The following is a 25,718-nucleotide window of genomic DNA, read 5'->3' on the forward strand; positions in this document are numbered from 1 at the left end:
TGCACCTTTGCCGGTACACGACTTTTCGCCAGATGCGAAAGGATACTTCAGGGGGGGCAGATAGAATAAAGCGCCGGGCCACGGAGCACCAGCGCTTATAGCAACATTTTTCAGGGATTACGGGGCAAGACGATCAATTTTCCAGGCGTCGTTTTCACGCTGGTACAAAAAACGATCATGCAGGCGATTGGCACCGCCCTGCCAGAACTCCATTTGCTCGATGCTGACGCGATAACCGCCCCAGAAACTCGGCAAAGGAATCTCGCCCTGCTGGAACTTCTGCTTCAGCTCAAGGAACTTACTCTCCAGCACACCGCGCGCGGAGATGCGGCTTGATTGTTTCGACACCCAGGCGCCGATTTGGCTGTCACGCGGGCGGCTGTGAAAATATTTCACCACGTCCAGCGTCGACAGGCGCTCCGCTTTGCCGATAACCATCACCTGGCGCTCAAGCATATGCCACGGGAAGAGCAAACTGATGGCGGGATTATGTTCGATGTGGTGCGCTTTGCGGCTACCAAGGTTGGTGTAAAACACCAGCCCTTTCTCGTCATAATGTTTAAGTAACACAATGCGTTGGTAGGGCTGACCGTGCTCATCCACCGTCGCTACCACCATGGCAGTCGGATCGGCGAGTTTCGCTTCGCAGGCCTGGCCTAGCCAGCGCTCAAACAGTGTCAACGGTTCTGCGGGAAGATCGCCGCGACGCAGGCCACCTTTGGTGTATTCACGGCGCAAATGCGCGATTTGCTGCAATTGATCGTTATCAGACATGGCGTTAGCGAAAGTTGTGATCAGGGAGAGCTATTATGCGCCCCCCTGTGAAAATCTCAACGTTGTGGATTTTGCAGCTGGCAGTTATTCAGCACGATGCGGTCACGCTTGTAGACCGTGGCGCTGTCGCCTTTTGACCAAAAAACGTAGACGCCATCAGTATAGCGAGCGCCCGAAGCGGACAACCCTTGTTGCAGGTTCAGCAGCTTATCATCCCAGACGAAACTGACTTGCTGGCGCGGATTATTGAGTTTAACGGTCAGGGGTTTTTCATCACACTGGTACTCCAGCGTATCGGTGTTCATTCGTTCAACGAATTGATTGTAATAACTGCACCCGGCAAGCAGCGCGGGCAGGCAGGCGATCAGCAGTCTTTTCATGTGGTATTTCCCGGGACGGTCCTGGTCACGGAGAGCGAAGCGCTCTCCCTAAGCCTGGTCAGTCTAGCGGGCGACCACTAAAGTGAAACTCGGTTAACTCTGATTCTGCCGCGGGTTCGCCGGGAAAATAGCCCCCAGCACGGATGGCGCAGATGCACCGGTTACCGACGGTAAATTTCCAGGTAACCCCGCCAGCGTACGCCACGCCAGCCAGGCAAACGCCAGCGCTTCCATATCATCGCCACTAATACCGGCTTCATCCGTCGTGCTCACTTCAATACCCGGCAGCAACCCCGCCAGGCGCGCCATTAAGAGCGGATTACGGCTACCGCCACCGCAAATCAGCAAACGCTCGCAGCCACCGCTGAGCAGTACCTGTTCTGAAATAGTTACAGCCGTCAGTTCGACCAGCGTTGCCTGAACATCACTGGGAGAGAGTGCCGGGAAATGCACCAGATGGCGCTCCAGCCAACCGAGATTGAAATATTCCCGGCCGGTGCTTTTCGGCGCAGGCATAGCGAAATAAGGGTCGCTCAGCATATTTTGCAGCAGCGGCAACACGACCTTGCCTTCGCTGGCCCATTGCGCGTCGTGATCGTACGGTTTGCCTTTTTTGCGCCAAATCCACGCATCCATCAGCATATTGCCCGGCCCGGTGTCATACCCGCGCACCGGTTGCCCCGGGATCAACAGCGATAGATTGGCGATGCCGCCGATATTCAATACCATGCGCCGTTCTGTCGGATGTGCTAGCAGTGCGTGGTGAAATGCCGGAACCAGCGGCGCACCCTGACCGCCCAGCGCCATATCGCGGCGGCGAAAATCGCCCACGACCGTCACACCGGTACGGGCAGCAATCTGGTTATTATCCCCGATTTGCAGAGTATGCGGTGCAATCCCTGTTGGCTCATGCCAGACGGTTTGCCCGTGGCAACCAATCGCCACAATGTCGTCCGGGTGCAATTGCTCTCTGTCCATCAGTGCCAACACCGCATCGGCAAACAGTTTGCCAAGTTGCGTATCCAGCCTGCCAAGTTGCGAAAGCGTCAGTTGTTGACCCTGGCAGATGCTCAGAATCGCCTCTTTCAGCGGCAGCGGAATGGGAAACGTCAGACTGGCCTGTTGCGCGACCATCGTTTCATCAATTGCCGCCAGCACCACATCAACACCGTCCAGACTCGTTCCTGACATCACTCCAATGTAGCGACCTGATTTCATACGCTTTCCTTTAATGCGTGACAGAGAAGCCCCACTCCACCATAAAGCGCCAGGTAAAGCCATCGACAGCAAACACTTTTTAACAATCCGCTACATTTCACTTAAGTGAAATTGTGGGTTGTTACGCTTATAATCGCGCCGTTTAAATCTGGTTAAGCTCTGTTTGTTTATACTAATGCCCAGGATTTGGCAGAAGATACGACCTGGCATCGCTAAAATGCCATATAATTTAACCATGACGGATGCTCGCAAGAGCGTTTCATGGTGAACAGGAGATTCATAAATGATGTTACGTGCACTGGCAGTTTCGCTGATTGGTTTTACTTTGGCTGGTTGTGTTAATAACGACACACTTTCGGGTGACGTCTATTCTGCATCCGAAGCAAAACAGGTGCAGAATGTCACTTACGGCACCATTGTTAACGTCCGTCCGGTACAAATTCAGGGCGGCGATGACAATAATGTTATCGGTGCGCTTGGCGGTGCGGTGCTGGGTGGTTTCCTGGGTAACACCGTTGGCGGCGGTACGGGGCGTTCGCTGGCAACAGCGGCTGGCGCAGTTGCTGGTGGTGTGGCAGGTCAGTCCGTTCAGGGCTCACTGAATAAAACCCAGGGTGTTGAGCTGGAAATCCGTAAAGATGATGGCAACACCATTATGGTGGTGCAGAAACAGGGTAACACCCGCTTCGCCGCAGGTCAGCGCGTCGTCATGGCGAGCAATGGCCGCCAGATCACCGTTTCCCCGCGCTAAACGCTGTCATAATGTGGTCACTTTCGGTGGCCACATTCTCTTCTTAGAGACTTCTTTTGCCGACGGCAGGCATAAAAAAGCCTTGCTGATGCAAGGCCCTTTGGGGTCAGTCTCGCGACTGCAATTCACTGATGTTTTGTTCCAGCCGGGAAATCATCTTCGTCAATAAATTCAGCTCTTCGGCAGAGATCCCGGCGAGAATTTCGCCCCGGGTTTTGCGAATGACTGTTTCCATTTCTTCGATGATCGGGGAGGCTTTCTCGGTTAATTTGATCCGTTTTGCCCGGCGATCGCTAGCACAAGTCTGGCGAGAAATAAGGCCTTTCTCTTCCAGTTGATCCAGCGTACGCACCAGCGAAGGCTGCTCGATGCCAATCGCTTTTGCCAGTTGAATTTGCGACTGATCGGGCGGCAGCTGATGAATGTTATGCAGCGTTACCCAGTGAGTCTGCGTTAATTCCAGAGGTTTTAGGCGATGGTCAATCAAAGCGCGCCAGACGCGCACTAAGCGTGCCAGATCAGAACCTAATGGCGATTCCAATTTCATCTCCTTATAATTAGCTTGCTAAGTTATTATACTCATTTTAGAATAGTTTGCAGTATTTATATTGGCAAAACAAATGTATCGCGCTCTCCGCCAGCACTTACACCGAAGCGATTCCCGGCGGGTGTTCAGTTTGGCTGTACAGGAAACAAAGGTGTGAAGTTAACTTCGAGTTCCCCGGATTTGCCCTTGCAAGACCTGATTTTTGGCGCATCGGTATATTTTCCTCCCTTATTTAAAGTCGTCCTGCTCGGTTTTCTGTTCTGGCTCGTCGCCCACCGTTTGCTTCGCGACTGGATCTACGCCGGTGATATCTGGCACCCCATCCTGATGGATCTTTCCCTGTTTGTTATTGCGCTGAGCCTCGCCCTCGGCTTGCTCATTGTGTGGTGGTTATGCGTCTGAAATCCTTGAAATATTTTTCCACTTTATTGGTACTGGCCGTGGCGATTTTCGCCGCATGGTGGATGTGGAACTTCTATATGCAGTCGCCCTGGACGCGGGATGGCAAAGTCCGCGCCGAGCAAGTCAGCATCACGCCGCAGGTCTCTGGCAGCATTACGTCCCTTGAAGTAAGAGACAATCAGTTTGTTAAAGCAGGCGATGTCCTGTTTCGTCTCGACGACACGCCCTATCGCATTGCAGTGCTGAACGCCGAAGCGCAACTTGCCAGGGCGCAAACTGAGCTGGCGAAAGCGAACAATGAAGCAAATCGTCGCAGGCATTTGTCGCAAAACTACATCTCCGCCGAAGATCTTGATACCGCCAATATTGGTGTAAAAGCGGCGCAGGCCGGCGTGGCGGTGGCGCAAGCACAGCTGGAACAGGCGAAATGGCAATTGACGCAAACCCGCATTAAAGCGCCAGTGGATGGCTGGGTGACGAATCTCTCCGTTCGCACTGGTAATTACGCCACCGCCGGACAACCGGTTTTCGCCCTTGTGGACAGCCATTCGTTTTATGTGGTGGGTTATTTTGAAGAGACCAAATTGCGCCATATTCACGAAGGTGCAACGGCCAAAATTGTGCTTTATAGCGGCGATGTAACGTTACAGGGTCACGTCACCAGTATCGGCCGGGCGATTTACGATCAGAGTGTCGAGACCGACAGCGGGCTGGTCGCGGATATCAAACCCAATGTGCCGTGGGTGCGCCTCGCGCAACGCGTGCCGGTGCGGATTCAGTTCGACAAATTACCTGCGGACTTAACCCTGGTATCCGGCACCACCTGCACCGTGGCGATTGGCGGCCAGTAATGAAATCGTCCGCCAGGCTGTGGCAAAACCTGCCGTGGGTAAAAGCGACATCGGCCCAGTGGCGCTATGCGCTGCGCAACGGTATTGCGATGTGCCTGGCGCTCACGGTGGCCTACTATCTCGATCTGGACGAACCCTACTGGGCGATGACGTCAGCGGCAGTGGTCAGTTTCCCCACCGTCGGCGGCGTAATCAGTAAAAGCCTGGGGCGGATTGCCGGTAGCCTACTCGGTGCGTGCGCGGCACTGATTATCGCCGGGCAGACGCTCAATGATCCCTGGCTGTTTCTGTTTGCCATGGCCGGCTGGATTGGCTTTTGCACCTGGGCCTGCGCGCAGTTCACCAACAACGTTGCTTATGCCTTCCAACTGGCGGGCTACACCGCCGCGATCATTGCGTTTGCGATGGTCAATATCACCGATATTACGGAACTGTGGGATATCGCCCAGGCGCGAGTTTGCGAAGTTATTCTGGGGATACTTTGCGGCGGCATGATGATGATGATCCTGCCCGGCACGGCAGATGGCACCACGCTGCTCACCGCGCTGAAAAAAATGCACGCGCGTCTGCTGGAGCACGCCAGCCTACTCTGGCAACCGGAAACCACCGACGCGATCCGAACCGCCCATGAAAGTGTGATCGGCCAAATCCTTACCACCAATTTGCTGCGCATTCAGGCCTTCTGGAGCCATTACCGTTTTCGTCGGCAGAACACCGTGCTGACCTATTTGCTGCACCAGCAACTGCGTATGACCAGCGTTATTTCCAGCCTGCGCCGCATGCTGCTCAACTGGCCGGACGCCCCGCAAAACTTGCGGCCAGTGCTCGAACAACTGCTCGCCGGGCTTTCGCAGCCGCACACCGATGCGCTGACCATCGCCCGCATTATCGCCCCACTTGCGCCGACAGATGCGTATGATTTTCGCCACCATGCTTTCTGGCAGCGCTTACGTTATTTCTGCCGTTTATATCTCACCAGTCACCGTTGGCTGTTGCGCCTGGAAAATGCGTCACCGGTCAGTGTTGAAACACCGCCACGCAGCCCGGCATTAATGCGTTATACCGACAATGCCGAAGCGTTATGGAGCGGCATCCGCACCTTCTGCGCGTTGAGTCTGGTGGGCGCATGGAGCATCAACACACAGTGGGAATATGGTTCCGCCGCTTTGACGCTGGCAGCGATCAGTTGCGTGCTGTATTCCGTCTCTCCGGCTCCGTTTAACTCCCTCACCCTGTTACTGCGCACCCTCACGCTGCTAACGATTTTTAGTTTTGTGGTGAAGTTTGGTCTGATGGTGCAAATCAGCGAACTGGCGCTATTTTTGCTGTTTTTATTCCCTTTGCTGACCACCTTGCAATTACTGAAATTGCAGATGCCGAAACGCGCCGGGCTTTGGGGGCAATTGATTGTCTTTATGGGCTCGTTTATCGCCGTGACAAATCCGCCGGTGTATGACTTCGCTGACTTTTTGAATGATGACCTGGCAAAAATTCTTGGCGTTGCGCTGGCCTGGCTCGCCTTCGCGGTGCTACGTCCGGGATCGGATGCGCGTAAAAGCCGCCGACATATTCGCGCGTTGCGCCGCAGTTTCGTAGATCAGTTAAGTCGTGTGCCGCAACTCAGCGAGCATGAGTTTGAATCGGTGGTCTATCACCACATCAGCCAACTCAGTCATAGCCAGGATGCATTAGCGCGGCGCTGGTTGTTGCGCTGGGGCGTGGTGTTGCTCAACTGCTCGCATGTGGTGTGGCAGCTGCGCGACTGGGAAATCCGCGCCGATCCGCTGGTAAAAGTGCGCGATCTTTGCATCGAATTACTGCGGGATGTGATGAGTGAGCGCGGCGTTCAGCAACGAACTCTGAGCGCCGCGCTGTCAGAGCTACAGCGAATTTACATGGCATTGGGGAAACACCATCAACCCGCCGCGCGCGAACTGGCTTCGGTTATCTGGCGGCTGTACTGCGCGTTATCCCAGTTGGAACAAGCCCCCGCGCCAGGCACGATTAGCGAACAGACTACTTGATCACTCCGCAGGCATAGCGCGCACCCCCACCGCCCAGCGGTTTCGGTTGATCGGACATATTATCGCCGCCAACGTGCACCATCAGCGCTTTGCCTTTTACGTCATCAAGTTTTTTCAGCCGTGGCGCGACGACGGCATCCGTCGCTTTCCCATCGTTATTCACTACCAGCACCGGCAAGTCACCTAAGTGCCCCACACCTTCCGGCCCTTCATGCTTGCCGGTGTGTTGAGGATCGAGGTGGCCGCCCGCCGCTTCAGCAGCAGAGGCTTTCCCCTCTTTCATGGCGGGCTGACAACTGCCTTTGGCGTGAACATGAAAGCCATGCTCGCCGGGCGGCAGGGCTTTCAGGTCCGGGGCGAACTCCAGCCCTTTGTCGGTTTCGCTGATTTTCACGCTACCCACAGACTGACCCACGCCCTGGGCGGTGACGAGGTTCATCTCCACTTCTTCACTGGCGGCCTGCGCACCTGCACAGGTAAGCAATGCCAGCACTGCCAGACTAAAACGCTTCATATGACCTCCTTCGGATTGTTTTTGCCCTGTAAGTTTAAACCAGAGTAAAAGATTTCACCGGGAGGTCACTAAAGAGTCTTATGGCACGTCGTAGCCCAGCGCAGCTTTGCGGATGCGGAACCACTGCTGGCGGGTCATCTGCAACGCCAGCGCCCCCAGCGCCGAGCGCACGCGCTCAATTTTGCCAGAACCAATAATCGGCAACGGCGAGGACGGTAAACGCATCACCCAGGCATACACCACTTGCTCGATGGTTTCGGCATTGAGTTCCTGTGCAACCAGCGCCAGTTCGTCACGCAGCGGCTGGAAAGCCGGATCGTTAAACAGACGCCCGCCGCCAAGGCAGGACCACGCCATCGGGCGGATTCGCAGTTGTTGCAGTTGATCCAGCGTGCCATCAAGCAGCAGCGGCTGGTGTACCGGCGAAATCTCAACCTGGTTGGTAGACAGCGTAAACGGCAGACGCGATTGCAACAGCGAGAACTGCGCCGGCGTGAAGTTAGACACACCAAAGTGGCGCACTTTGCCGCTTTGGTGCAGTTGCAGAAAGGCCTCCGCCACTTCGTCCGCATTCATCAGCGGATCCGGGCGGTGGATCAGCAGCAGATCGAGATGGTCGATAGCAAGGTTCACCAGCGACTGTTCAGCGCTGCGAATAATGTGGTCGCGCTCGGTAATGTAGTGACCAATGGCATGTTCCGGCTTGGCAGTAGTGGCGATGCCGCATTTGCTGACAATCTCCATGCGTTCGCGCAGTTGCGGCGCCAGTTTCAGGGCTTCACCAAATGCGGCTTCGCACTGATAACCGCCGTAGATATCGGCATGATCGACCGTGGTCACGCCGAGATCGAGGTGGGATTCAATAAAACTGACCAGCTGGCGTGGGGACATATTCCAGTCCATTAGACGCCAGTAACCCATAACAAAACGAGAGAACTCCGGGCCTTGCGGCGTGAGGGCAATACGTTGAACCATAATGGTTTCCTCGAAAGTAATTTGTTCCGAGTATACCCATTTTTGCGATTAAAACAGTGAAGGTTGCTGAGGTTCTTCCGGTGGGTTTGCTTTCGTTGCGCGCATTTTGCGCAGCCAGCGCAGTCGGCACAGGCGCAGAACATCCTGCTTTTGCGCATCATCCATCGTTTGCCAGTTGAAGCGCTCATCGCGACTGCGCATGCAGCCACGGCAAAAACCGCGCTCATCTGACTGACAGATTCCGCGGCACGGGCTTTGGATGGGGAAAAACTCCAGTTGTTCAGGCACTGTTGTCTCCACGAATGCAACGACTCCCCTTCATTGAAGACTGCCTCGCAGCAACGCGCAACTGTAAAAGCGCATTGTTCGCCAATTGTCAGCCGCAGCCATGGCAGGTAAAGTGTCGCAATGCGCAAACACACCGAATACGACACACGTGAACACCTGATGGCAACCGGCGAGCAACTTTGCATGCAGCGTGGGTTTACCGCCATGGGGCTGAGCGAATTGTTGAAACGGGCGGAAGTGCCTAAAGGCTCTTTCTACCATTACTTTCGCTCTAAAGAAGCCTTCGGTGTGGCGATGCTTGAGCGTCACTATGCGGCTTATCACCAGCGGCTGGCAACCCACTTCGCCAGCGGGCCGGGGACATCGCGCGACAGGCTGCTGGCCTATTATCAAGAGACGCTGAACCAGTTTTCTCAGCAAGGCATTATCAGCGGCTGTCTGACCGTTAAACTTTCAGCGGAGGTTTGCGATCTCTCAGAAGATATGCGCACCGCGATTGATAACGGCGCCAGCCGGATTATCGCCCTGCTCGCGAAAGCGCTGGAGCAAGGCCGTAAGGATCACAGCCTGGCTTTCAACGGTGATGCGCTAACGCAGGCGCAGGTGCTGTACGCTCTGTGGTTGGGTGCCAATTTGCAGGCTAAAATTTCGCGCAGTGCTTTGCCGCTGGAAAGCGCACTGGCGCACGTTCAACACATTCTTGCAGTACCTGCTTCTTAGCAGGCTTTTTTTTGGCCTTTTACTAGACGACCGGTCTATTCAGGAGTTGTTATGTCCAATAAGTTGTTTACGCCGCTGAAAATTGGCGCGATTACCGTTCCAAACCGTGTTCTGATGGCCCCCCTGACCCGCTTACGCAGCATTGAGCCAGGCGATATTCCCACCCCACTGATGGCTGAATATTATCGCCAGCGCGCCAGCTCTGGTCTGATCATTAGCGAAGCTACCCAGATTTCCGCCCAGGCGAAAGGTTATGCCGGCGCGCCTGGTTTGCACAGTGCCGAGCAAGTCGCGGCATGGCAGAAAATCACCGATGCGGTGCATAGCGAAAACGGCCATATCGCCGTGCAGCTTTGGCATACCGGTCGTATTTCTCATAGCAGCCTGCAACCTGGCGGCGCCGCACCGGTTGCGCCATCGGCCATCGCCGCGGGCACCCGCACGTCGCTGCGTGATGCTAACGGTAATGCGACTCGCGAAGAGACCTCTATGCCGCGCGCGCTGGAAACCGAAGAGATTCCGGGTATCGTGAATGATTTCCGCCAGGCGGTGGCGAATGCCCGTGAAGCCGGATTCGACATGGTCGAATTGCACTCCGCCCATGGCTATTTACTGCACCAGTTCCTCTCTCCGTCCGCGAACCATCGTACCGATCAGTACGGTGGCAGCGTTGAAAACCGCGCGCGTCTGGTGCTGGAAGTGGTGGATGCGGTAAGTGCGGAATGGGGTGCGGATCGCATTGGTATTCGCGTATCGCCGATCGGCGCTTTCCAGAACACCGACAATGGCCCGAATGAAGAAGCGGACGCGTTGTATCTGATTGAAGAACTGGGTAAACGCGGTATTGCTTATCTTCATATGTCCGAACCGGACTGGGCTGGCGGCGAACCGTACACCGACGCTTTCCGTGAAAAAGTGCGGGCGCGTTTCCACGGTCCGATCATCGGTGCCGGTGCTTACACGCCTGAAAAAGCAGAAGAGCTTATCGAGAAAGGTTTGATCGACGCTGTGGCCTTTGGCCGTGCGTACATCGCCAACCCGGACCTGGTAAAACGCTTGCAGTTGAAAGCAGAACTGAACCCGCAGCGCACCGAAAGTTTCTACGGCGGCGGCGCGGAAGGCTATACCGATTACCCTTCTCTGTGATCCTCTGATTGTTCGTTGATAGCGGCGGCGTTCCGCCGCTATACTTAACGGTGTTTCGAACCGAATGCTAACTCATTCATAAAAGAGGACATTATGCGCTTACTTCATACCATGCTGCGCGTTGGCGACTTGCAACGCTCTATCGATTTCTACACCAAAGTGCTGGGCATGAAACTGCTGCGCACCAGCGAAAACCCGGAATATAAATATTCATTAGCGTTTGTGGGTTACGGCCCGGAAAGCGATGAAGCGGTGATTGAACTGACTTATAACTGGGGTGTGGACAGCTATGAGCTGGGCACCGCGTATGGTCATATCGCGCTGAGCGTGGAAAACGCGGCTGAATCTTGCGAAACCATTCGCAAAAACGGCGGTAACGTTACCCGCGAAGCTGGCCCGGTCAAAGGCGGCACAACAGTTATCGCTTTCGTTGAAGATCCGGACGGTTACAAAATTGAACTGATCGAAGAGAAAGACGCCGGTCGCGGTCTCGGCCACTGATCCCCCGGGCGCACTTTGCGCCCGCTGTTTTACATCTCTTCGCAAAATTTGCCATAATGCGCTGCCATTTTCCCGTATCAAGAGATCCTGATGTCCGATAACGCTCAACTTGCTGGTCTGTGCGACCGTTTTCGCGGTTTTTACCCTGTCGTGATTGATGTCGAAACCGCCGGGTTTAACGCGAAAACCGACGCCCTGCTGGAAGTCGCCGCCATTACGTTAAAGATGGATGAACAAGGCTGGCTAATGCCTGACAGCACCCTGCACTTTCATGTTGAGCCATTCGAGGGCGCAAACCTGCAGCCGGAAGCGCTGGCGTTTAACGGTATCGATCCGAGTAACCCGCTACGCGGCGCGGTGAGTGAACACGACGCACTGCATGCCATTTTCAAAATGGTGCGCAAAGGCATTAAAGATCAGGGCTGCAACCGCGCGATTATGGTGGCGCACAATGCCACCTTCGATCACAGCTTTATGATGGCCGCCGCAGAGCGAGCCTCGCTGAAACGCAACCCGTTCCACCCCTTCGTGACCTTTGATACGGCGTCGTTAAGCGGCCTGGCGCTCGGCCAAACCGTGCTGTCGAAAGCCTGTGGCGCAGCAGGTATCGCGTTTGATGCTTCACAAGCGCACTCTGCGTTATACGACACCGAGCAAACGGCATTGCTGTTTTGCGAAATCGTCAACCGCTGGAAACGCCTTGGCGGCTGGCCATTGCCCACCCCCACCGCTGACGATTCACAAGCGTAAAAAACCGGTCTTTTGACCGGTTTCGTTTTTAGAAGCTGTATTTCAGCCCTGCGGTGGTCAGGAAACTGTAACTTTCGATGCCCGCGCCATCCTTAAATGACACGCGCCCGGGGGTACCATTGTCATCGAACGTGACGGTAGTGTTGGCTTTTTTATTCGTTGTCCGATTCCATGTGCCTTCAAGATAGACCTTCATGTTTTTCGTCAGGTAATAACCGAGGTTTGCCGAGAGAGCAAAGAAGTCCTGATTTCGAGTCTTATCCGTAAAAATCAGGCCATGCAAATAGTGAACATCCGTCGCTTCGGCGCGCGCCCAGCCGCTGTATTTAAAACTGCTTCCCACTTCAAAATTCTGATAGCGATAAAGCCCGGTGAGACCGATATAAGGAACGTCATACTGCTGCTTGTAGCCACCGATTTTTATGTCAGGAAAAACACCGGTACAGGCACCGTTTCCATAGTTAAAGCTGCCCCCGTGTGCATTAAAGCTAAAGCGGCCTTGCTGATACCCGGCCAGCAAACCAAGACGCCAGGTCGGTTCGTTGACAATCCAGCCCATGAGATGCAAATCCCACTGGTTGGCAAAGGTGAGTCGTGTATTTGGATGGGTACTGTGATGGGTCCAGGTCTTTTGCGAATCCAGCAACCAATCATAATTGTCTGATAAGCCTCCCTTGCGCGCTAAGGTCGTCCAGCCCGAAGCGCCCAGAGACAACCACGATATCGCGTCCCATTCCAAAGAACCCTGAACAATAGCGGCATTCCGGTATTGCCAGTCAAGCTGGCTGAGTTTGCGCCCACCGGGGTCAGAATCGTACGCCCTTTCTCTGATTAGGCCGCCCAGTGTGCCGAGATTGATTCCCGCGCTAACCTGCTCCCAGTCGGCGCTTTCCTCACTTTTCACCGCAGCCGAAAAAATCAACGGCAACGAGAGCGCAACAATGGTAATAGTTCCTTTTTTCATTCGTTCATCCTTAGCGAATTTGTCCCATTAAGTATTTCCATGATACTCAGAGAATGAGCATTACGCGTTAAAGTAACGATATATATCAATATGTTACATGAAAACGCACATACACAAATACACAAAGGATTTTATTGAGTCAATTAGCAGGCGAATGAATGCAAATGAAATATTCACGTCTCATCAACTTTACTGGAGAGGCGTCAATCCATAAAAAAAGGGCTCATGTCGAAACATGAACCCTTTTATCCATCGCTTAAAGAAAGCGCGGGTTATTCAGCGCTCGGCTCGTCTTTGAATTTTGCCGCCGCTTCTTTGATAAGCGACTGCAATTCGCCGCGCTGATACATTTCAATGATGATATCGCAACCACCCACCAGCTCGCCTTCAACCCACAGTTGCGGGAAGGTCGGCCAGTTCGCGTATTTCGGCAGCTCGGCGCGGATATCCGGGTTTTGCAGAATATCAACATACGCAAAACGCTCGCCGCACGCAGAGAGCGCTTGTACAGCCTGAGCAGAGAAACCGCAGCTTGGCAGTTTCGGAGAGCCTTTCATGTACAGCAGGATCGGGTTTTCAGCGATCTGGCGCTGAATTTTTTCAAGAGTTTCACTCATGGTCTTGCTTCCTTCAACTTCTTCTACGGCAGAGTCGGATATTGTAGCGGGTCAGGGCCGCAACGGAAAATAACATTTTGTTCACGCTTCATGCTTTTCTGATTTGGCGGCCGTTTGCTGCTTAAGCTTTGAGCGCAGAGAAACGTTTTGCTGCTTTTTTTTGCGCTCGTTAACGAAACGCAGTTTTAGATGCAAAAACAGTATTAACTTTTGGGCTTTTTATAGATTAGAATCGACGAGTTTTGAAAATCATACGCAAGCATTATATATGCCTGCCCTAACAGGGGATTGCTCAGTGGCGCGGATACCTAAAGCTTCAATCACGCTCTGTGCTTTGTTGTTCACCACGTTGTCTTTCACGCCATTAGCGAGCGCATCTGAACAGGCGCCAACCTCGGCCGTGCAAAAAACACATCTGGCGAAAGCATCCGAACGTAAGAAAAAAAACACATCACAAAAAACAGCAAAGAAAAGCAGCCGCAGTTCGGTAAAAAAAACAACCATCAAAAAAACCACGGAGACGAAAAAGTCTTCGTCGACCAAAAAAGTTTCCACCAGCAATAAAGCCAGCAAACTCACCTCGCGTCGTAAAGTATCCAACACAGCCAAAACGGCTTCCATTACCTGGACTGAAAAATGTACGACGCGCAAAGGCCACAAGCCTCACTGCATTAAAGTCAAAAGCACCCAATCTGCAACACTCGCCGATATTCATAAAGTGCGAATTCAGAAAGCGCAGAAAACCGCGATGTCCAAATTGATGAATCAAATTGGCAAACCTTATCACTGGGGCGGTACGTCACCGAGCACCGGTTTCGATTGCAGCGGCCTGGTTTATTACGCGTATAAAGATCTGGTGAAATTCCGTATTCCACGCACGGCCAATGAAATGTATCACCTGCGTGATGCTTCACCGGTTAACGTGGCTGAACTGGAAAGCGGCGATCTGGTGTTCTTCCGCACCCAGGGTCGCGGTACTGCCGATCACGTTGGCGTGTATGTTGGTAATGGCAAATTCATTCAGTCTCCGCGCAGCGGCCAGGACATTCAGGTGACCTCGTTAAGCGAAGATTACTGGCAGCGCCATTATGTCGGCGCACGCCGCGTCGTTACGCCGAAAACCATCCGTTAATCCTCCCTTACCTGCCGCACGTGCGGCAGGTAACGCTCTCTTTGGTCAGTCCTTTTATTCTGCTACCCTAGCCGCACACTCAGTAGGGCTATTGAGTGTATGACAAGAATAAAGGAGAGCAGCAATGTCGTTCGAACTACCCGCATTACCGTATGCCAAAGACGCCCTGATGCCGCACATTTCGGCGGAAACGCTGGAATACCATTATGGCAAGCACCATCAAACGTATGTCACCAATCTCAATAACCTGATCAAAAGTACCGCTTTTGAAGGCCAAACGCTGGAAGCGATTGTGAAGAACAGCGAAGGCGGCATTTTCAACAATGCTGCGCAGGTCTGGAACCATAGCTTTTACTGGAACTGCCTGGCACCTAACGCTGGTGGTGAGCCAACAGGCGAACTGGCAACGGCGATTGCCCAATCCTTTGGCAGTTTCGCCGAGTTCAAAGCGCAGTTTACCGACGCGGCAGTGAAAAACTTCGGTGCAGGCTGGACATGGCTGGTGAAAAACGCGGATGGCACACTGGCGATTGTTTCGACGTCTAACGCCGGTACGCCTCTGACGACGGATGCGACACCGTTGTTAACGATCGATGTGTGGGAACATGCCTATTACATTGATTACCGTAACGCTCGTCCGAGCTACCTTGAGCATTTTTGGGCGCTGGTTAACTGGGCGTTCGTGACAAAAAATTTTGCCGCATAACCTTTTTGTTGCATAAAAAAAGGAGGGGCAAGCCCCTCCTTCTTATTGATTCAATTTGTTATTCAGCGTCGCACAGGCAGTTTCTGGCTGAGTACGGCTGGTAAGCAGCACCACCAACAAACCCGATCCGGCGATGATTGCGCCCATCACCGATACAAACGCATACCCCAGACCGCCAGAAATCACCGCACCACCTGCCGCTGCACCCAGGGCGTTACCGAGGTTAAAGGCACCGATGTTAACCGAAGACGACAGGCCCGGCGCTTCATGCGCAACGCGCATCACACGCATCTGCAACGGCGGAACCACCGCAAAGGTCGCCGCGCCCCACACCACCATGCTGATGGCTGCGCCAATTTCACTGCGCGCCAGGAACGGGATGGCCAGCATGATCGCAATCAGCAGCACCAGGAAGCCTTTCAGCGTGCCGGTAACAGAGCGGTCCGCCAGTTTCCCACCGAGATAGTTACCAATCGAGAAGCCCACACCAATCAGTACCAGCATGGCGGTAACAAATACCGGCGTAGCATGAGTAATGGTATGCAGTACCGGAGAGATATAGGTATAGAGCGTAAACATGGCTCCAGCACCCAGCACGGTGGTCAGTAACGCAGAGAGAACCTGCGGACGCATCAGTACTGACAGCTCTTTGCGGACATCCGGACGCGCACCCGCGCCGCCTTTTGGCAGAGAGAAGAACAGGCTCAACATAGCAATCACGCCCAGTCCGGCAGTGGCCATAAATGACATGCGCCAGCCGATGGTTTCACCCAGCCAGGTAGCGGCAGGCACGCCGCCGATATTAGCGATGGTCAGCCCCATAAACATGGTGGCGACTGCGCTGGCCTGTTTTTCTTTCGCAACCACGCTTGCGGCCACCACCGAACCGAGGCCGAAGAATGCGCCGTGGTTCAGGCTGGTAACGATGCGGGCGAGCATTAATGTGGAGTAGTCTGGCGCAATGGCCGACAACACGTTACCCAAGGTAAAAATAGACATCAAAAAGATCAGCGCGTTACGACGACCGCGATGCGACAGCAGCAGCGTCATCAGGGGGGCGCCGACCATCACGCCGATAGCGTATGCGCTAATCAACATCCCTGCCGCCGGAATGGAAACGTCAACGCCGCGGGCAATCACCGGCAGTAATCCCATTGGGGAAAACTCCGTAGTACCGATACCGAAGGCACCGATAGCCAGGGACAGCAAAGGGAAATTAATTTTCATATTTTGGCTCCGAAAATGACATGCCGACGCTCGACTCTGTCGTTGAAGACAAAAGTATGACAGCTGTCACATAAATTAGAAGTTAGCTGAATGACAAAAGATTATTGCGCAACAGATACAAATGCAGGAGATAAGGCAGGAAAACCGAGGGAGAAAGCTCTCCCTCGCGATAGATCAATGCAGTGCTGCGGTCAGCGCGCCGAAAACAATCAGACCCAGAACGATGACGGTGGTGAATAATGAATACTTAAGATCGGTGCTCATCAATTTCTCTCCTTTTAATTTCCCCACAAAAAGTGAGATAGCGCATTTTTGCACAAATTATCCTAAAAATCTTGCGGGAATTAGAGGGAGAATCGTTTTAACTCTTCCCCTTTTGCTCAAGATAAGACAAAATTCGACGCTAAATTTATAAGCGTACCGGCCATTGACTCCCCTCCTGACGTCCAGTGTCGTTTTCCCGGCGTACCGCACTCTTTTTGCTGAGTTCAGGGTGTTTAAAGGCAAACGTTTACCTTAAGTATTATCAGGAGCTTACGATATGGTCTGGAGTAATATCTGATGGCAACGATTAAAGACGTCGCGAAACGAGCAAACGTTTCCACTACAACCGTATCACATGTAATTAACAAAACACGCTTCGTCGCCGAAGAGACGCGCAACGCCGTGTGGGCCGCGATCAAAGAACTGCACTATTCGCCGAGCGCCGTGGCGCGCAGTTTGAAAGTCAATCACACAAAATCTATCGGTTTATTGGCCACCAGCAGCGAAGCGGCCTATTTTGCCGAAATCATCGAAGCTGTCGAAAAGAAATGTTTCCAGAAAGGCTACACCCTGATTCTGGGTAACGCATGGAATAGCCACGAAAAACAGCGCGCTTATTTGTCGATGATGGCGCAAAAACGCGTCGACGGCCTGTTGGTTATGTGCTCTGAATATCCCGAATCTGTTTTAAGCATGCTGGAAGAGTATCGCCACATTCCGATGGTGGTGATGGACTGGGGCGAAGCAAAAGCCGATTTTACCGATTCTGTCATTGATAACGCCTTCGAAGGCGGTTATATGGCAGGCCGCTATCTTATTGAACGCGGGCATCGCGATATCGGCGTGATCCCCGGCCCGCTGGAGCGTAATACCGGCGCAGGCCGTCTGGCGGGCTTTATGAAATCGATGGAAGAAGCCATGATTTCCGTCCCGGAAAACTGGATTGTGCAGGGCGACTTCGAACCGGAATCTGGTTACCGCGCCATGCAGCAGATCCTCGGCCAGTCGCACCGCCCTACCGCCGTTTTTTGCGGCGGTGATATTATGGCGATGGGCGCACTGTGCGCCGCTGATGAGATGGGTTTACGCGTACCGCAGGATATTTCGGTTATCGGTTATGACAATGTGCGCAACTCTCGCTTCTTCACGCCAGCGTTGACGACGATTCATCAGCCGAAAGATTCATTGGGTGAAACCGCCTTTACCATGTTGCTTGACCGCATCGTCAACAAACGTGAAGAGTCGCAATCGATTGAGGTGCATCCGCGCCTGGTAGAGCGCCGCTCGGTGGCCGATGGCCCGTTCCGCGACTACCGCCGTTAATCTTCTTTCGCGGGGGCCGTTACTCCGGCTCCCGCAACCATTCACTGTTCAGCGTTTCGCTATCTCCCAGGTACTCCAGCAGCCAATTTAAGGCGGGCGATGCCTCGTTTTGTTGCCATGTCAGGCAGCAAGCCGCATCCGGAAACGGGTTTTCCAGTTCGAGCGCCACCCAGGCTCCGCTATCCAACCACGGTCTGGCAAAATGCGCCGGCACCATGCCCACACACAGCCCCGCCGAGAGACAGGCTTCCGACGATTCCCAATCCGGGACAATCACGCGTTTTTGGTTATCCAGCAGCCAGGTAATGCGTTTCGGTAATGAACGCGACGTATCTTCCTGAATCAGCGAAGGCCAGTTGCGCAACGTCTCATCACTTAGCGGGCCGGGCATTGCAGCCAAAGGATGTTGACTGGAAACCACGCATTTCCAGCTAAGCATGCCCATATCGCGAAACGCATAACGTCCACCGACCGGAATGGCCTGCGTTGCGCCAATCGCCAACTCAACGCGTCCGTCAGAAAGCGCATCCCAGACGCCATTAAACACCTCCTGATAAACCAGTAATTCGACATCACTGAAATGGCGATAAAAATCAACGATTAGCTGCCGCGTGCGCGAAGGTTTAACGATATTGTCCACCGCGATCGCCAGTTGCCCGCGCCAGCCATTGGCGATTTGCTGGCACTGCTGGCGGGTGACCTGCATTTTTTTGATAACAGAACGCCCTTCTTTCAAAAACCAGACGCCTGCGGGCGTTAACTCTACATCACGATGGCGACGCACAAACAGCGGAACCGCCAGCCACTCTTCCAGTTGCCGAACGGTATAGCTCACCGCAGAAGGCACGCGATGCAACTCTTGCGCCGCACCGCTAAAACTGCCATTGCGCGCCACCGCATCAACCACTTCAAGGGAATATTCTGACCACATAATCTGCCTGCAAAAATTTTGAAACCAATGCGCAAATATTAGCGTTTCACAACTGTTATTGCACTCCTTACACTCGACACCCCTAAATACCTGCAACAAAGAGAAACCATAATGCAACCTGGCAAAGGATTTTTAGTCTGGCTCGCGGGATTAAGCGTGCTGGGCTTTTTAGCCACCGACATGTACCTGCCCGCTTTCAGTGCAATACAACAAGATTTGCAAACCTCTTCCGCCGTGGTCAGCGCCACGCTCAGCCTCTTTCTGGCGGGGTTCGCGATCGCGCAACTGGTGTGGGGGCCGCTGTCGGATCGTTATGGACGCAAACCGATTCTGCTGATCGGGTTGACCATTTTCGCGTTAGGTTGCGTGGGTACATTATGGATACGCGATGCCACACTGCTGCTGGTGCTGCGCTTTGTGCAGGCAGTGGGCGTCTGCGCGGCCACTGTAAGCTGGCAAGCGCTGGTGACTGACCATTATCCGGCGCACCGCGTTAACCGCATTTTCGCCACCATTATGCCGCTGGTCGGGTTAACCCCGGCGCTGGCACCGCTGCTCGGCGCCTGGATCCTCTCCCATCTCTCCTGGCAGGCCATTTTCGCCACCCTGCTGATCATTACGCTGGTGTTGATGGTGCCGGCTTTCCGGCTGCGCCCTGCGGTTAAACACGTTGAGAACCCGCAACCGGCGCTGACGTTTATGGACCTGCTGCGTACCCGCGATTATCGCGGCAATGTGATTATCTACGCCGCCTGCTCCGCCAGCTTTTTCGCCTGGCTGACCGGCTCACCATTTATCCTGCATGAAATGGGTTATGGCCCGTCGATTATTGGCCTGAGCTATGTGCCGCAAACCATCGCCTTCTTAATTGGCGGTTACGGTTGCCGGGCGGCCTTGCAGAAATGGAACGGCTCCCGCCTGTTGCCGTGGCTGCTGGCGGCCTTTGGATTAAGCGTGCTTGCCACCTGGGCTGTCGGCTTTATGTCTGGCGTCACCCTGACCACGCTGCTGATCCCGTTCTGCGTGATGGCGATGGCAAACGGTGCCATCTACCCGATCGTCGTCGCGCAGGCGCTGCGCCCGTTCCCACAGGCGACTGGCCGGGCAGCGGCGCTGCAAAACACGCTGCAACTGGGGCTCTGTTTTCTGGCGAGCCTGGTGGTGTCGTGGCTGATTGCCACACCGCTGCTGACCACCACCAGTGTGATGTTGTCAATGGTATTGCTTGCCGCGCTGGGTTATTCCTTGCAACGCCAGATGAAGCATTTGCCGCTAGCGGAAGAGGCCGAACCGTCTTCTTCTCTCAAATAGTTGCACAAGCAATTATCACCCTCTAATCCATTAGCTTGCTAACAGCTTTATGTTGAATCGCCAGATATTGAGGCCTATACTCATTTTCGGTTGTTCCATAATTACGATAAATATTATGTATTAACGGGCACAGGATCGTGCTCGTTTCACCACGGAAGGCCTTTCTGGCAAGGGTCATCTCCCTTCCTCTGTTAACGTCGGATATCAGCCTCACGGTGCGAACCGTGAGATTTCTCACAAGCCGGAAAACGCGATTTCGCGCTTCGACGGTTCTGATCACTGCGAGTGATGGAGAAGTTATGAGTTCATCGTGTATAGAAGAAGTTAGCGTACGGGATGATAATTGGTTCCGTATAGCAAACGAACTGCTGAACCGCGCAGGCATCCGTGTCAACGGTCCCGCCGCTTCAGATATTCAGGTGAAAAATCCTGATTTTTTTAAACGTGTTTTGCAGGAAGGCTCGCTTGGACTCGGCGAAAGTTATATGGACGGCTGGTGGGAATGCGACCGCCTGGACATATTCTTCACCAAAGTTCTCCGCGCTGGACTGGAAAAACAGCTCCCTCATCATTTAAAAGACACACTCCGCATTGCCGGAGCAAGATTATTTAATCTGCAAAGCAAAAAAAGGGCCTGGATTGTCGGAAAAGAGCATTACGATCTCGGTAATGACCTGTTTACCCGCATGCTGGATCCGCAGATGCAATACTCTTGCGCCTACTGGAAAGATGCCGAAACACTGGATGACGCTCAACGGGCAAAACTGAGGCTGTGCTGTGAAAAGCTGAAGTTAAAACCGGGCATGCGCGTGCTGGATATTGGCTGTGGCTGGGGCGGGCTGGCGCAATTTATGGCGCAGAATTACGGCGTCAGCGTCGTTGGCGTCACCATTTCGGCGGAACAACAAAAAATGGCGCAGCAGCGGTGCGAAGGGCTGGATGTCGATATCCGCCTGCTGGATTATCGCGACCTGGACGATCAGTTTGACCGCATTGTCTCCGTCGGCATGTTCGAGCATGTTGGGCCGAAAAATTACCCGACCTATTTCAGCGTGGTCGATCGCAACCTGAAACCGGACGGGATCTTTTTGCTGCACACCATCGGCTCAAAACGCACAGATCACAATGTCGATCCGTGGATCAATCGTTATATCTTCCCCAATGGCTGTTTACCGTCGGTGCGGCACATCGCCACCGCCAGTGAACCGCATTTTGTGATGGAAGACTGGCACAATTTTGGTGCCGATTATGACCGCACACTGATGGCGTGGTATGAGCGTTTTCTTGCCGCCTGGCCGGAAATCGCCGACAACTACTCCGAGCGTTTTAAACGGATGTTCAGCTACTATCTGAACGCCTGCGCGGGCGCGTTCCGCGCGCGGGATATTCAACTCTGGCAGGTGGTGTTTAGCCGCGGAGTGGAACACGGGCTGCGCGTCGCGCGCTAACCTGCTGCTTTTAGCCAATAAAAAAGCCGCACGATTTTCGTTGCGGCTTTTTTTACAAGCTTTACGGATTACTCATCGCTGTTCACAACCACGGCCGCTTCTTTCGCAGCCAGTACACGTTCAACCGTATCGACAACCGCCTGGGTTTGCGGATCAATTTCGATATTGACGCGGTGACCCAGTTTTTTCACCCCGAGCGTGGTGCGCTGCAACGTTTCCGGGATCAAATGCACGCAGAAGCGGCTGCTGGTGACTTCGCCGACCGTCAGGCTGATGCCATCAATGCCGATAAAACCTTTATAGAGGATGTATTTCATCAGCGTCGGATCCTGCACTTTAAACCAGATCTGACGGTTATTTTCCGAGGTGAGAATTTTGACGATTTCAGCGGTGGTCATGATGTGACCCGACATTAAATGCCCGCCGATCTCATCGCTGAATTTTGCCGCACGCTCAACGTTGACGGTATCACCCACGCCCAGTTCGCCGAGGTTAGTAATTCGCAGCGTCTCTTTCATCAAATCGAAACTGATATGGCTACCGTTAATTGCTGTGACTGTCAGGCAGCAACCGTTGTTGGCAATGGAGGCACCGGTTTCAATGCCATCCAGCATCGTTTCAGGAAGCTCAACAACGTGGGTGCGGAAATTGGGTTTATCTTCAATCGACACCACTTTTGCCGTGCCTTGCACAATACCCGTAAACATACTTACCACTCCTGTTCCATTCATACGGCATTACCGTGTTCTTGACGCACAATAACAGGTGAAAATTGCCCTTTCCAGCCTCAATCTTTTTCCCGGTAGCCGGACAGCCGATAAGCTGGCTAATTATCGGGATATCAAAAGATAATTTTGATTTATGGTTAACATGGCAAAAAAACGCGTTAGCAGGTAATATTTGAGCACATGTTGCACTGGTCGCTGTGCAGCATTCTTTGTAGCACAAGGAAATACTCCTTCCTGAACAGCCGTTCCATTCCTCATTTATAACAACAATATATAGGTGTACACGTGCAGAAGTATGTTACAGAAGCGCGTCAATTACTGGCCCTCGCGTTGCCAGTGATTTTTGCGCAGGTGGCCCAGACGTCGATGGGCTTCGTTGATACGGTAATGGCAGGTGGCTACAGCGCCACGGATATGGCTGCCGTTGCCATTGGTACCTCTATCTGGTTTCCCGCCATTTTGTTTGGTCATGGCCTGCTGCTGGCGATGACGCCTGTCATTGCGCAATTAAACGGTTCGGGACGTCGCGAACGCATCGCTCATCAGGTAAGCCAGGGGTTCTGGCTGGCAGGTGTGGTCTCCGTGCTGATTATGATTGTGCTGTGGAATGCCGGGCATATTATTCGCGCCATGCATAACATCGATCCGCTGATGGCCGACAAAGCGGTGCGCTTTTTACGCGCGCTGATGTGGGGCGCGCCGGGTTACCTCTTCTTTCAGGTGTTGCGTAACCAGTGCGAAGGCCTCGCCCGCACAAAACCGGGCATGGTGATGGGCTTTCTTGGGTTGCTGGTGAATATTCCGGTGAACTATGCCTTTATCTATGGCCATTTCGGGATGCCGGAACTGGGCGGCGTCGGCTGTGGTGTGGCGACGGCATCCGTTTATTGGGTGATGTTTATCTGTCTGCGCGCCTATGTGAAGCGTGCCCCTGCGATGCGCGATATCCAACAGGACACACGTTTTGCCAAACCGGATCTGGAAATATTGAAGCGCCTGACCCAACTCGGTTTGCCGATTGCGCTGGCGTTGTTCTTTGAAGTCACGCTGTTTGCCGTGGTGGCGTTACTGGTGTCGCCGTTGGGTATTGTGGATGTGGCCGGTCACCAGATTGCCCTGAACTTCAGCTCGCTGATGTTTGTCCTGCCAATGTCGCTGGCAGCAGCGGTCACTATCCGTGTGGGTTTTCGTCTCGGGCAGGGTTCAACACTGGATGCGCGGACATCAGCACGAACCGGCTTAATCGTTGGCGTCTGCATGGCCGCCTTAACCGCGGTGTTCACGGTCTTAATGCGCGAGCAGATCGCCCTGCTCTACAACGATAACCCGGAAGTCGTGACGCTGGCCTCGCACCTGATGTTGCTGGCGGCGATTTATCAAATCTCCGATTCTATCCAGGTGATCGGCAGCGGCGTGCTGCGCGGTTATAAAGATACGCGCTCGATCTTTTTTATCACCTTTGTTGCCTATTGGGTGCTGGGGCTGCCGACCGGCTACATTCTGGCGCTGACCGATTTGGTCGTCGATCGCATGGGGCCTGCGGGTTTCTGGATGGGCTTTATTATTGGCCTGACCTCCGCCGCCATCATGATCATGTTGCGTATGCGTTTCCTGCAACGCCAGCCTTCGGCGTGGATTTTGCAGCGCGCTGCGCGCTAATCAATGCTAGCCGCCGCATGGCGGCTACTTTCCCGGCGTTTTGCTCAGTTGTTCCGCAATCGGGTGAATTCAGTAAGAAATCTGCCATTTTCCGCTTGCCACTTCTCCGACCTGCCGCTAATATTCGTCCCCGTTGTCAACCACAACACTGCGTTCATAGCTCAGTTGGTTAGAGCACCACCTTGACATGGTGGGGGTCGTTGGTTCGAGTCCAATTGAACGCACCATTCCTTTTCAGTGCGTCCGTAGCTCAGTTGGTTAGAGCACCACCTTGACATGGTGGGGGTCGATGGTTCGAGTCCATTCGGACGCACCATTCTTGTGTTTTATCCCTTTTGTATTTCTCGCTGCAATACGCAGCAGACCGCTTTCGCGGCCTGCACCTGTTTATGCCGTCAGCGTCTTCATATCGATAACAAAGCGGTATTTCACATCGCTTTTCAGCAGCCGCTCAAACGCCTCGTTAATCTCATCCATGCGAATCACTTCAGAATCGGCGGTGATGTTATGTTGGCCGCAGAAATCAAGCATCTCCTGGGTTTCAGCAATGCCGCCAATGCACGAACCGGACACCGAACGACGACCGATAATCATTGGTACGGTGTTTACTGTCGGTTCGAGATCCCCCAGCAGCCCAACAAATACCAGTGTACCGTCGAGGGTTAACGTCGACATATAGCCGTTGATATCGTGGGTATAGGGGACAGTATCAATGATCAGATCAAATTTCCCTTTCACCGCCTCCATCTGTTGCGCATCCGTGGAGAGCACCACATGATGCGCGCCCAAGCGACGGGCATCGTCCTCTTTACCCGATGAACGGGTAAACAACGTGACGTCAGCTCCCAACGCGTGCGCCAGTTTCAGCGCCATATGGCCGAGGCCGCCAAGACCCACTACCGCCACTTTACTGCCTTCCTTCACGCCCCAATGGTGTAAAGGTGACCAGGTGGTGATTCCGGCGCAAAGCAGCGGTGCGACCGCTTGCGCATCAAGGTTTTCAGGGATGCGCAACACGAAATCTTGCGAGCAAACAATCGATTGCGAATAACCGCCATACGTTGGGCGATGATCGTGGCGGTCGATACCGTTATAGGTTTGGATGTTGCCCTCTTCGCAATATTGCTCCAGCCCCTGTTTGCAAGGTGAGCATTCGCGACAGGAATCGACCATACAGCCGATACCGACTAAATCACCGGTTTTGAATTTATTCACCGCGTCGCCAACGGAAACGACGCGACCAATAATTTCGTGCCCCGGCACAATGGGGTACTGGCTGCCATGCCAATCGTTACGCGCCTGATGCAGATCGGAATGGCATACGCCACAGTAAAGGATATCGATAACCACATCATCAGCGCGCGGTGAGCGGCGCTCAAAATGAAACGGTGCCAGAGGGGTTTTATTCGACTGTGCGGCATAGCCGAGGACTTTCATTGTCATGGTTTTTCTCCGAGAGTTTATCGGGGCGGTAGACCCCGCTTGTGGACCCACACTGCTTGAGTATGGCGCATTGCAGTATCGGTCGCGCGATCAGTACGTGCTTTGCACTTACTGTCATCGGAGA

The 25,718-nt window shown here is 53.6% G+C and carries 28 protein-coding genes and 2 tRNA genes; 16 read left to right on the forward strand and 14 right to left on the reverse strand.

The features are described from left to right. Positions 1–117 precede the first annotated feature (117 nt). The 3 genes from pdxH to anmK all read right to left on the reverse strand — a co-directional run bounded on the left by pdxH (position 118) and on the right by anmK (position 2,372). The gene (gene pdxH / locus AAEY27_RS12355) at positions 118–774 is read right to left on the reverse strand and encodes a pyridoxamine 5'-phosphate oxidase (RefSeq protein WP_342320848.1); all 657 of its coding nucleotides are present in this window, start codon (positions 772–774) and stop codon (positions 118–120) included. A gap of 56 nt (positions 775–830) precedes the next feature. Beyond that, positions 831–1,154 carry a C-type lysozyme inhibitor gene (gene mliC / locus AAEY27_RS12360; RefSeq protein WP_342320850.1) on the reverse strand — a complete coding sequence of 108 codons (324 nt, stop codon included), beginning with the start codon at positions 1,152–1,154 and terminating at the stop codon, positions 831–833. Positions 1,155–1,247: 93 nt separating this feature from the next. Then, positions 1,248–2,372, reverse strand: coding sequence for an anhydro-N-acetylmuramic acid kinase (anmK, locus tag AAEY27_RS12365; protein WP_342325564.1), 1,125 nt, complete (start codon positions 2,370–2,372; stop codon positions 1,248–1,250). 283 nt (positions 2,373–2,655) lie between these two features. Here anmK and slyB point away from each other — a divergent pair, with 283 nt between their 5' ends. Next, positions 2,656–3,123, forward strand: a complete 468-nt coding sequence (slyB, locus tag AAEY27_RS12370; protein WP_342320851.1) for an outer membrane lipoprotein SlyB — start codon at positions 2,656–2,658, stop codon at positions 3,121–3,123. 106 nt (positions 3,124–3,229) lie between these two features. Here slyB and slyA read toward each other — a convergent pair whose 3' ends face one another. Further along, the gene (gene slyA / locus AAEY27_RS12375) at positions 3,230–3,670 is read right to left on the reverse strand and encodes a transcriptional regulator SlyA (protein ID WP_342320852.1); all 441 of its coding nucleotides are present in this window, start codon (positions 3,668–3,670) and stop codon (positions 3,230–3,232) included. A 153-nt stretch (positions 3,671–3,823) separates the two neighbouring features. Here slyA and AAEY27_RS12380 point away from each other — a divergent pair, with 153 nt between their 5' ends. From AAEY27_RS12380 to AAEY27_RS12390, 3 genes are read left to right on the forward strand one after another with little or no spacing between them, the layout of a single operon-like run. Continuing rightward, a complete protein-coding gene (locus tag AAEY27_RS12380) occupies positions 3,824–4,072 on the forward strand; it encodes a DUF1656 domain-containing protein (RefSeq protein WP_342320853.1) in 249 nt (82 codons plus the stop codon). Continuing rightward, positions 4,063–4,923, forward strand: coding sequence for an HlyD family secretion protein (locus AAEY27_RS12385; RefSeq protein WP_342320854.1), 861 nt, complete (start codon positions 4,063–4,065; stop codon positions 4,921–4,923). The genes AAEY27_RS12380 and AAEY27_RS12385 overlap by 10 nt, the downstream gene beginning before the upstream one ends. After that, positions 4,923–6,947: an FUSC family protein gene (locus AAEY27_RS12390; protein WP_342320855.1), complete on the forward strand. Its 2,025-nt coding sequence runs from the start codon at positions 4,923–4,925 to the stop codon at positions 6,945–6,947. The genes AAEY27_RS12385 and AAEY27_RS12390 overlap by 1 nt, the downstream gene beginning before the upstream one ends. Here AAEY27_RS12390 and sodC read toward each other — a convergent pair. From sodC to AAEY27_RS12405, 3 genes are all read right to left on the reverse strand, one after another. After that, entirely contained in the window at positions 6,940–7,461 is a 522-nt protein-coding gene (gene sodC, locus AAEY27_RS12395; RefSeq protein ID WP_342320856.1) for a superoxide dismutase [Cu-Zn] SodC, read from the reverse strand. The two genes, AAEY27_RS12390 and sodC, sit on opposite strands and share 8 nt — an antisense overlap. A 78-nt stretch (positions 7,462–7,539) precedes the next feature. Beyond that, positions 7,540–8,436, reverse strand: coding sequence for an aldo/keto reductase (locus AAEY27_RS12400; RefSeq protein ID WP_342320857.1), 897 nt, complete (start codon positions 8,434–8,436; stop codon positions 7,540–7,542). 48 nt (positions 8,437–8,484) lie between these two features. Continuing rightward, positions 8,485–8,724 carry a DUF1289 domain-containing protein gene (locus AAEY27_RS12405; protein ID WP_342320859.1) on the reverse strand — a complete coding sequence of 80 codons (240 nt, stop codon included), beginning with the start codon at positions 8,722–8,724 and terminating at the stop codon, positions 8,485–8,487. 120 nt (positions 8,725–8,844) lie between these two features. Between AAEY27_RS12405 and AAEY27_RS12410 the strand changes: the two genes are divergently transcribed. From AAEY27_RS12410 to rnt, 4 genes are all read left to right on the forward strand, one after another. Then, on the forward strand, positions 8,845–9,444 hold the full coding sequence (locus tag AAEY27_RS12410; RefSeq protein WP_342320860.1) for a TetR/AcrR family transcriptional regulator: 600 nt from the start codon (positions 8,845–8,847) through the stop codon (positions 9,442–9,444). Positions 9,445–9,495: 51 nt separating this feature from the next. Then, a complete protein-coding gene (locus AAEY27_RS12415) occupies positions 9,496–10,590 on the forward strand; it encodes an alkene reductase (protein ID WP_342320861.1) in 1,095 nt (364 codons plus the stop codon). A 93-nt stretch (positions 10,591–10,683) separates the two neighbouring features. After that, positions 10,684–11,091 carry a lactoylglutathione lyase gene (gene gloA / locus AAEY27_RS12420; protein WP_342320862.1) on the forward strand — a complete coding sequence of 136 codons (408 nt, stop codon included), beginning with the start codon at positions 10,684–10,686 and terminating at the stop codon, positions 11,089–11,091. Between the two features lie 90 nt (positions 11,092–11,181). Further along, positions 11,182–11,841, forward strand: a complete 660-nt coding sequence (rnt, locus tag AAEY27_RS12425; RefSeq protein ID WP_342320863.1) for a ribonuclease T — start codon at positions 11,182–11,184, stop codon at positions 11,839–11,841. A gap of 28 nt (positions 11,842–11,869) precedes the next feature. Here the strand turns inward: rnt and AAEY27_RS12430 are convergent, their stop codons facing one another. Both AAEY27_RS12430 and AAEY27_RS12435 read right to left on the reverse strand, forming a co-directional pair. Then, positions 11,870–12,805, reverse strand: coding sequence for an omptin family outer membrane protease (locus AAEY27_RS12430; RefSeq protein ID WP_342320865.1), 936 nt, complete (start codon positions 12,803–12,805; stop codon positions 11,870–11,872). Between the two features lie 272 nt (positions 12,806–13,077). Next, on the reverse strand, positions 13,078–13,422 hold the full coding sequence (locus AAEY27_RS12435; protein WP_342320866.1) for a Grx4 family monothiol glutaredoxin: 345 nt from the start codon (positions 13,420–13,422) through the stop codon (positions 13,078–13,080). Between the two features lie 295 nt (positions 13,423–13,717). On the opposite strand from AAEY27_RS12435, the gene AAEY27_RS12440 reads away from it, so the two are divergent. Both AAEY27_RS12440 and sodB read left to right on the forward strand, forming a co-directional pair. After that, the gene (locus AAEY27_RS12440) at positions 13,718–14,554 is read left to right on the forward strand and encodes a C40 family peptidase (RefSeq protein ID WP_342320867.1); all 837 of its coding nucleotides are present in this window, start codon (positions 13,718–13,720) and stop codon (positions 14,552–14,554) included. Positions 14,555–14,678: 124 nt separating this feature from the next. Next, the gene (gene sodB, locus AAEY27_RS12445; protein ID WP_342320868.1) at positions 14,679–15,260 is read left to right on the forward strand and encodes a superoxide dismutase [Fe]; all 582 of its coding nucleotides are present in this window, start codon (positions 14,679–14,681) and stop codon (positions 15,258–15,260) included. A 42-nt stretch (positions 15,261–15,302) separates the two neighbouring features. Here the strand turns inward: sodB and AAEY27_RS12450 are convergent, their stop codons facing one another. Further along, positions 15,303–16,487, reverse strand: a complete 1,185-nt coding sequence (locus AAEY27_RS12450) for an MFS transporter (protein WP_342320869.1) — start codon at positions 16,485–16,487, stop codon at positions 15,303–15,305. A gap of 174 nt (positions 16,488–16,661) precedes the next feature. Then, on the reverse strand, positions 16,662–16,751 hold the full coding sequence (locus AAEY27_RS12455; protein WP_088236881.1) for a YnhF family membrane protein: 90 nt from the start codon (positions 16,749–16,751) through the stop codon (positions 16,662–16,664). Positions 16,752–17,048: 297 nt separating this feature from the next. On the opposite strand from AAEY27_RS12455, the gene purR reads away from it, so the two are divergent. Then, complete coding sequence (gene purR / locus AAEY27_RS12460; RefSeq protein WP_342320872.1) at positions 17,049–18,074, forward strand: HTH-type transcriptional repressor PurR; 1,026 nt, start codon at positions 17,049–17,051, stop codon at positions 18,072–18,074. Positions 18,075–18,093: 19 nt separating this feature from the next. On the opposite strand, the gene punR is transcribed toward purR, so the two are convergent. Beyond that, a complete protein-coding gene (punR, locus tag AAEY27_RS12465) occupies positions 18,094–19,005 on the reverse strand; it encodes a DNA-binding transcriptional activator PunR (protein ID WP_342320873.1) in 912 nt (303 codons plus the stop codon). A 111-nt stretch (positions 19,006–19,116) separates the two neighbouring features. Between punR and punC the strand changes: the two genes are divergently transcribed. After that, on the forward strand, positions 19,117–20,316 hold the full coding sequence (punC, locus tag AAEY27_RS12470) for a purine nucleoside transporter PunC (RefSeq protein WP_342320874.1): 1,200 nt from the start codon (positions 19,117–19,119) through the stop codon (positions 20,314–20,316). Between the two features lie 299 nt (positions 20,317–20,615). Continuing rightward, positions 20,616–21,764, forward strand: coding sequence for a cyclopropane fatty acyl phospholipid synthase (cfa, locus tag AAEY27_RS12475; RefSeq protein ID WP_342320876.1), 1,149 nt, complete (start codon positions 20,616–20,618; stop codon positions 21,762–21,764). Between the two features lie 68 nt (positions 21,765–21,832). Here the strand turns inward: cfa and AAEY27_RS12480 are convergent, their stop codons facing one another. After that, positions 21,833–22,471, reverse strand: coding sequence for a riboflavin synthase subunit alpha (locus AAEY27_RS12480; protein WP_342320877.1), 639 nt, complete (start codon positions 22,469–22,471; stop codon positions 21,833–21,835). A gap of 306 nt (positions 22,472–22,777) precedes the next feature. Here AAEY27_RS12480 and mdtK point away from each other — a divergent pair, with 306 nt between their 5' ends. From mdtK to AAEY27_RS12495, 3 genes are all read left to right on the forward strand, one after another. Then, positions 22,778–24,151 carry an MdtK family multidrug efflux MATE transporter gene (mdtK, locus tag AAEY27_RS12485; RefSeq protein WP_342320878.1) on the forward strand — a complete coding sequence of 458 codons (1,374 nt, stop codon included), beginning with the start codon at positions 22,778–22,780 and terminating at the stop codon, positions 24,149–24,151. Positions 24,152–24,301: 150 nt separating this feature from the next. Beyond that, positions 24,302–24,378, forward strand: a tRNA-Val gene (locus tag AAEY27_RS12490). Positions 24,379–24,390: 12 nt separating this feature from the next. Beyond that, positions 24,391–24,467, forward strand: a tRNA-Val gene (locus AAEY27_RS12495). Between the two features lie 71 nt (positions 24,468–24,538). Here AAEY27_RS12495 and AAEY27_RS12500 read toward each other — a convergent pair. Further along, complete coding sequence (locus tag AAEY27_RS12500) at positions 24,539–25,594, reverse strand: NAD(P)-dependent alcohol dehydrogenase (protein WP_342320880.1); 1,056 nt, start codon at positions 25,592–25,594, stop codon at positions 24,539–24,541. Between the last annotated feature and the right edge of the window lie 124 nt (positions 25,595–25,718).

Source organism: Kosakonia sp. BYX6, from assembly GCF_038449125.1.
GTDB lineage: Bacteria > Pseudomonadota > Gammaproteobacteria > Enterobacterales > Enterobacteriaceae > Kosakonia > Kosakonia calanthes.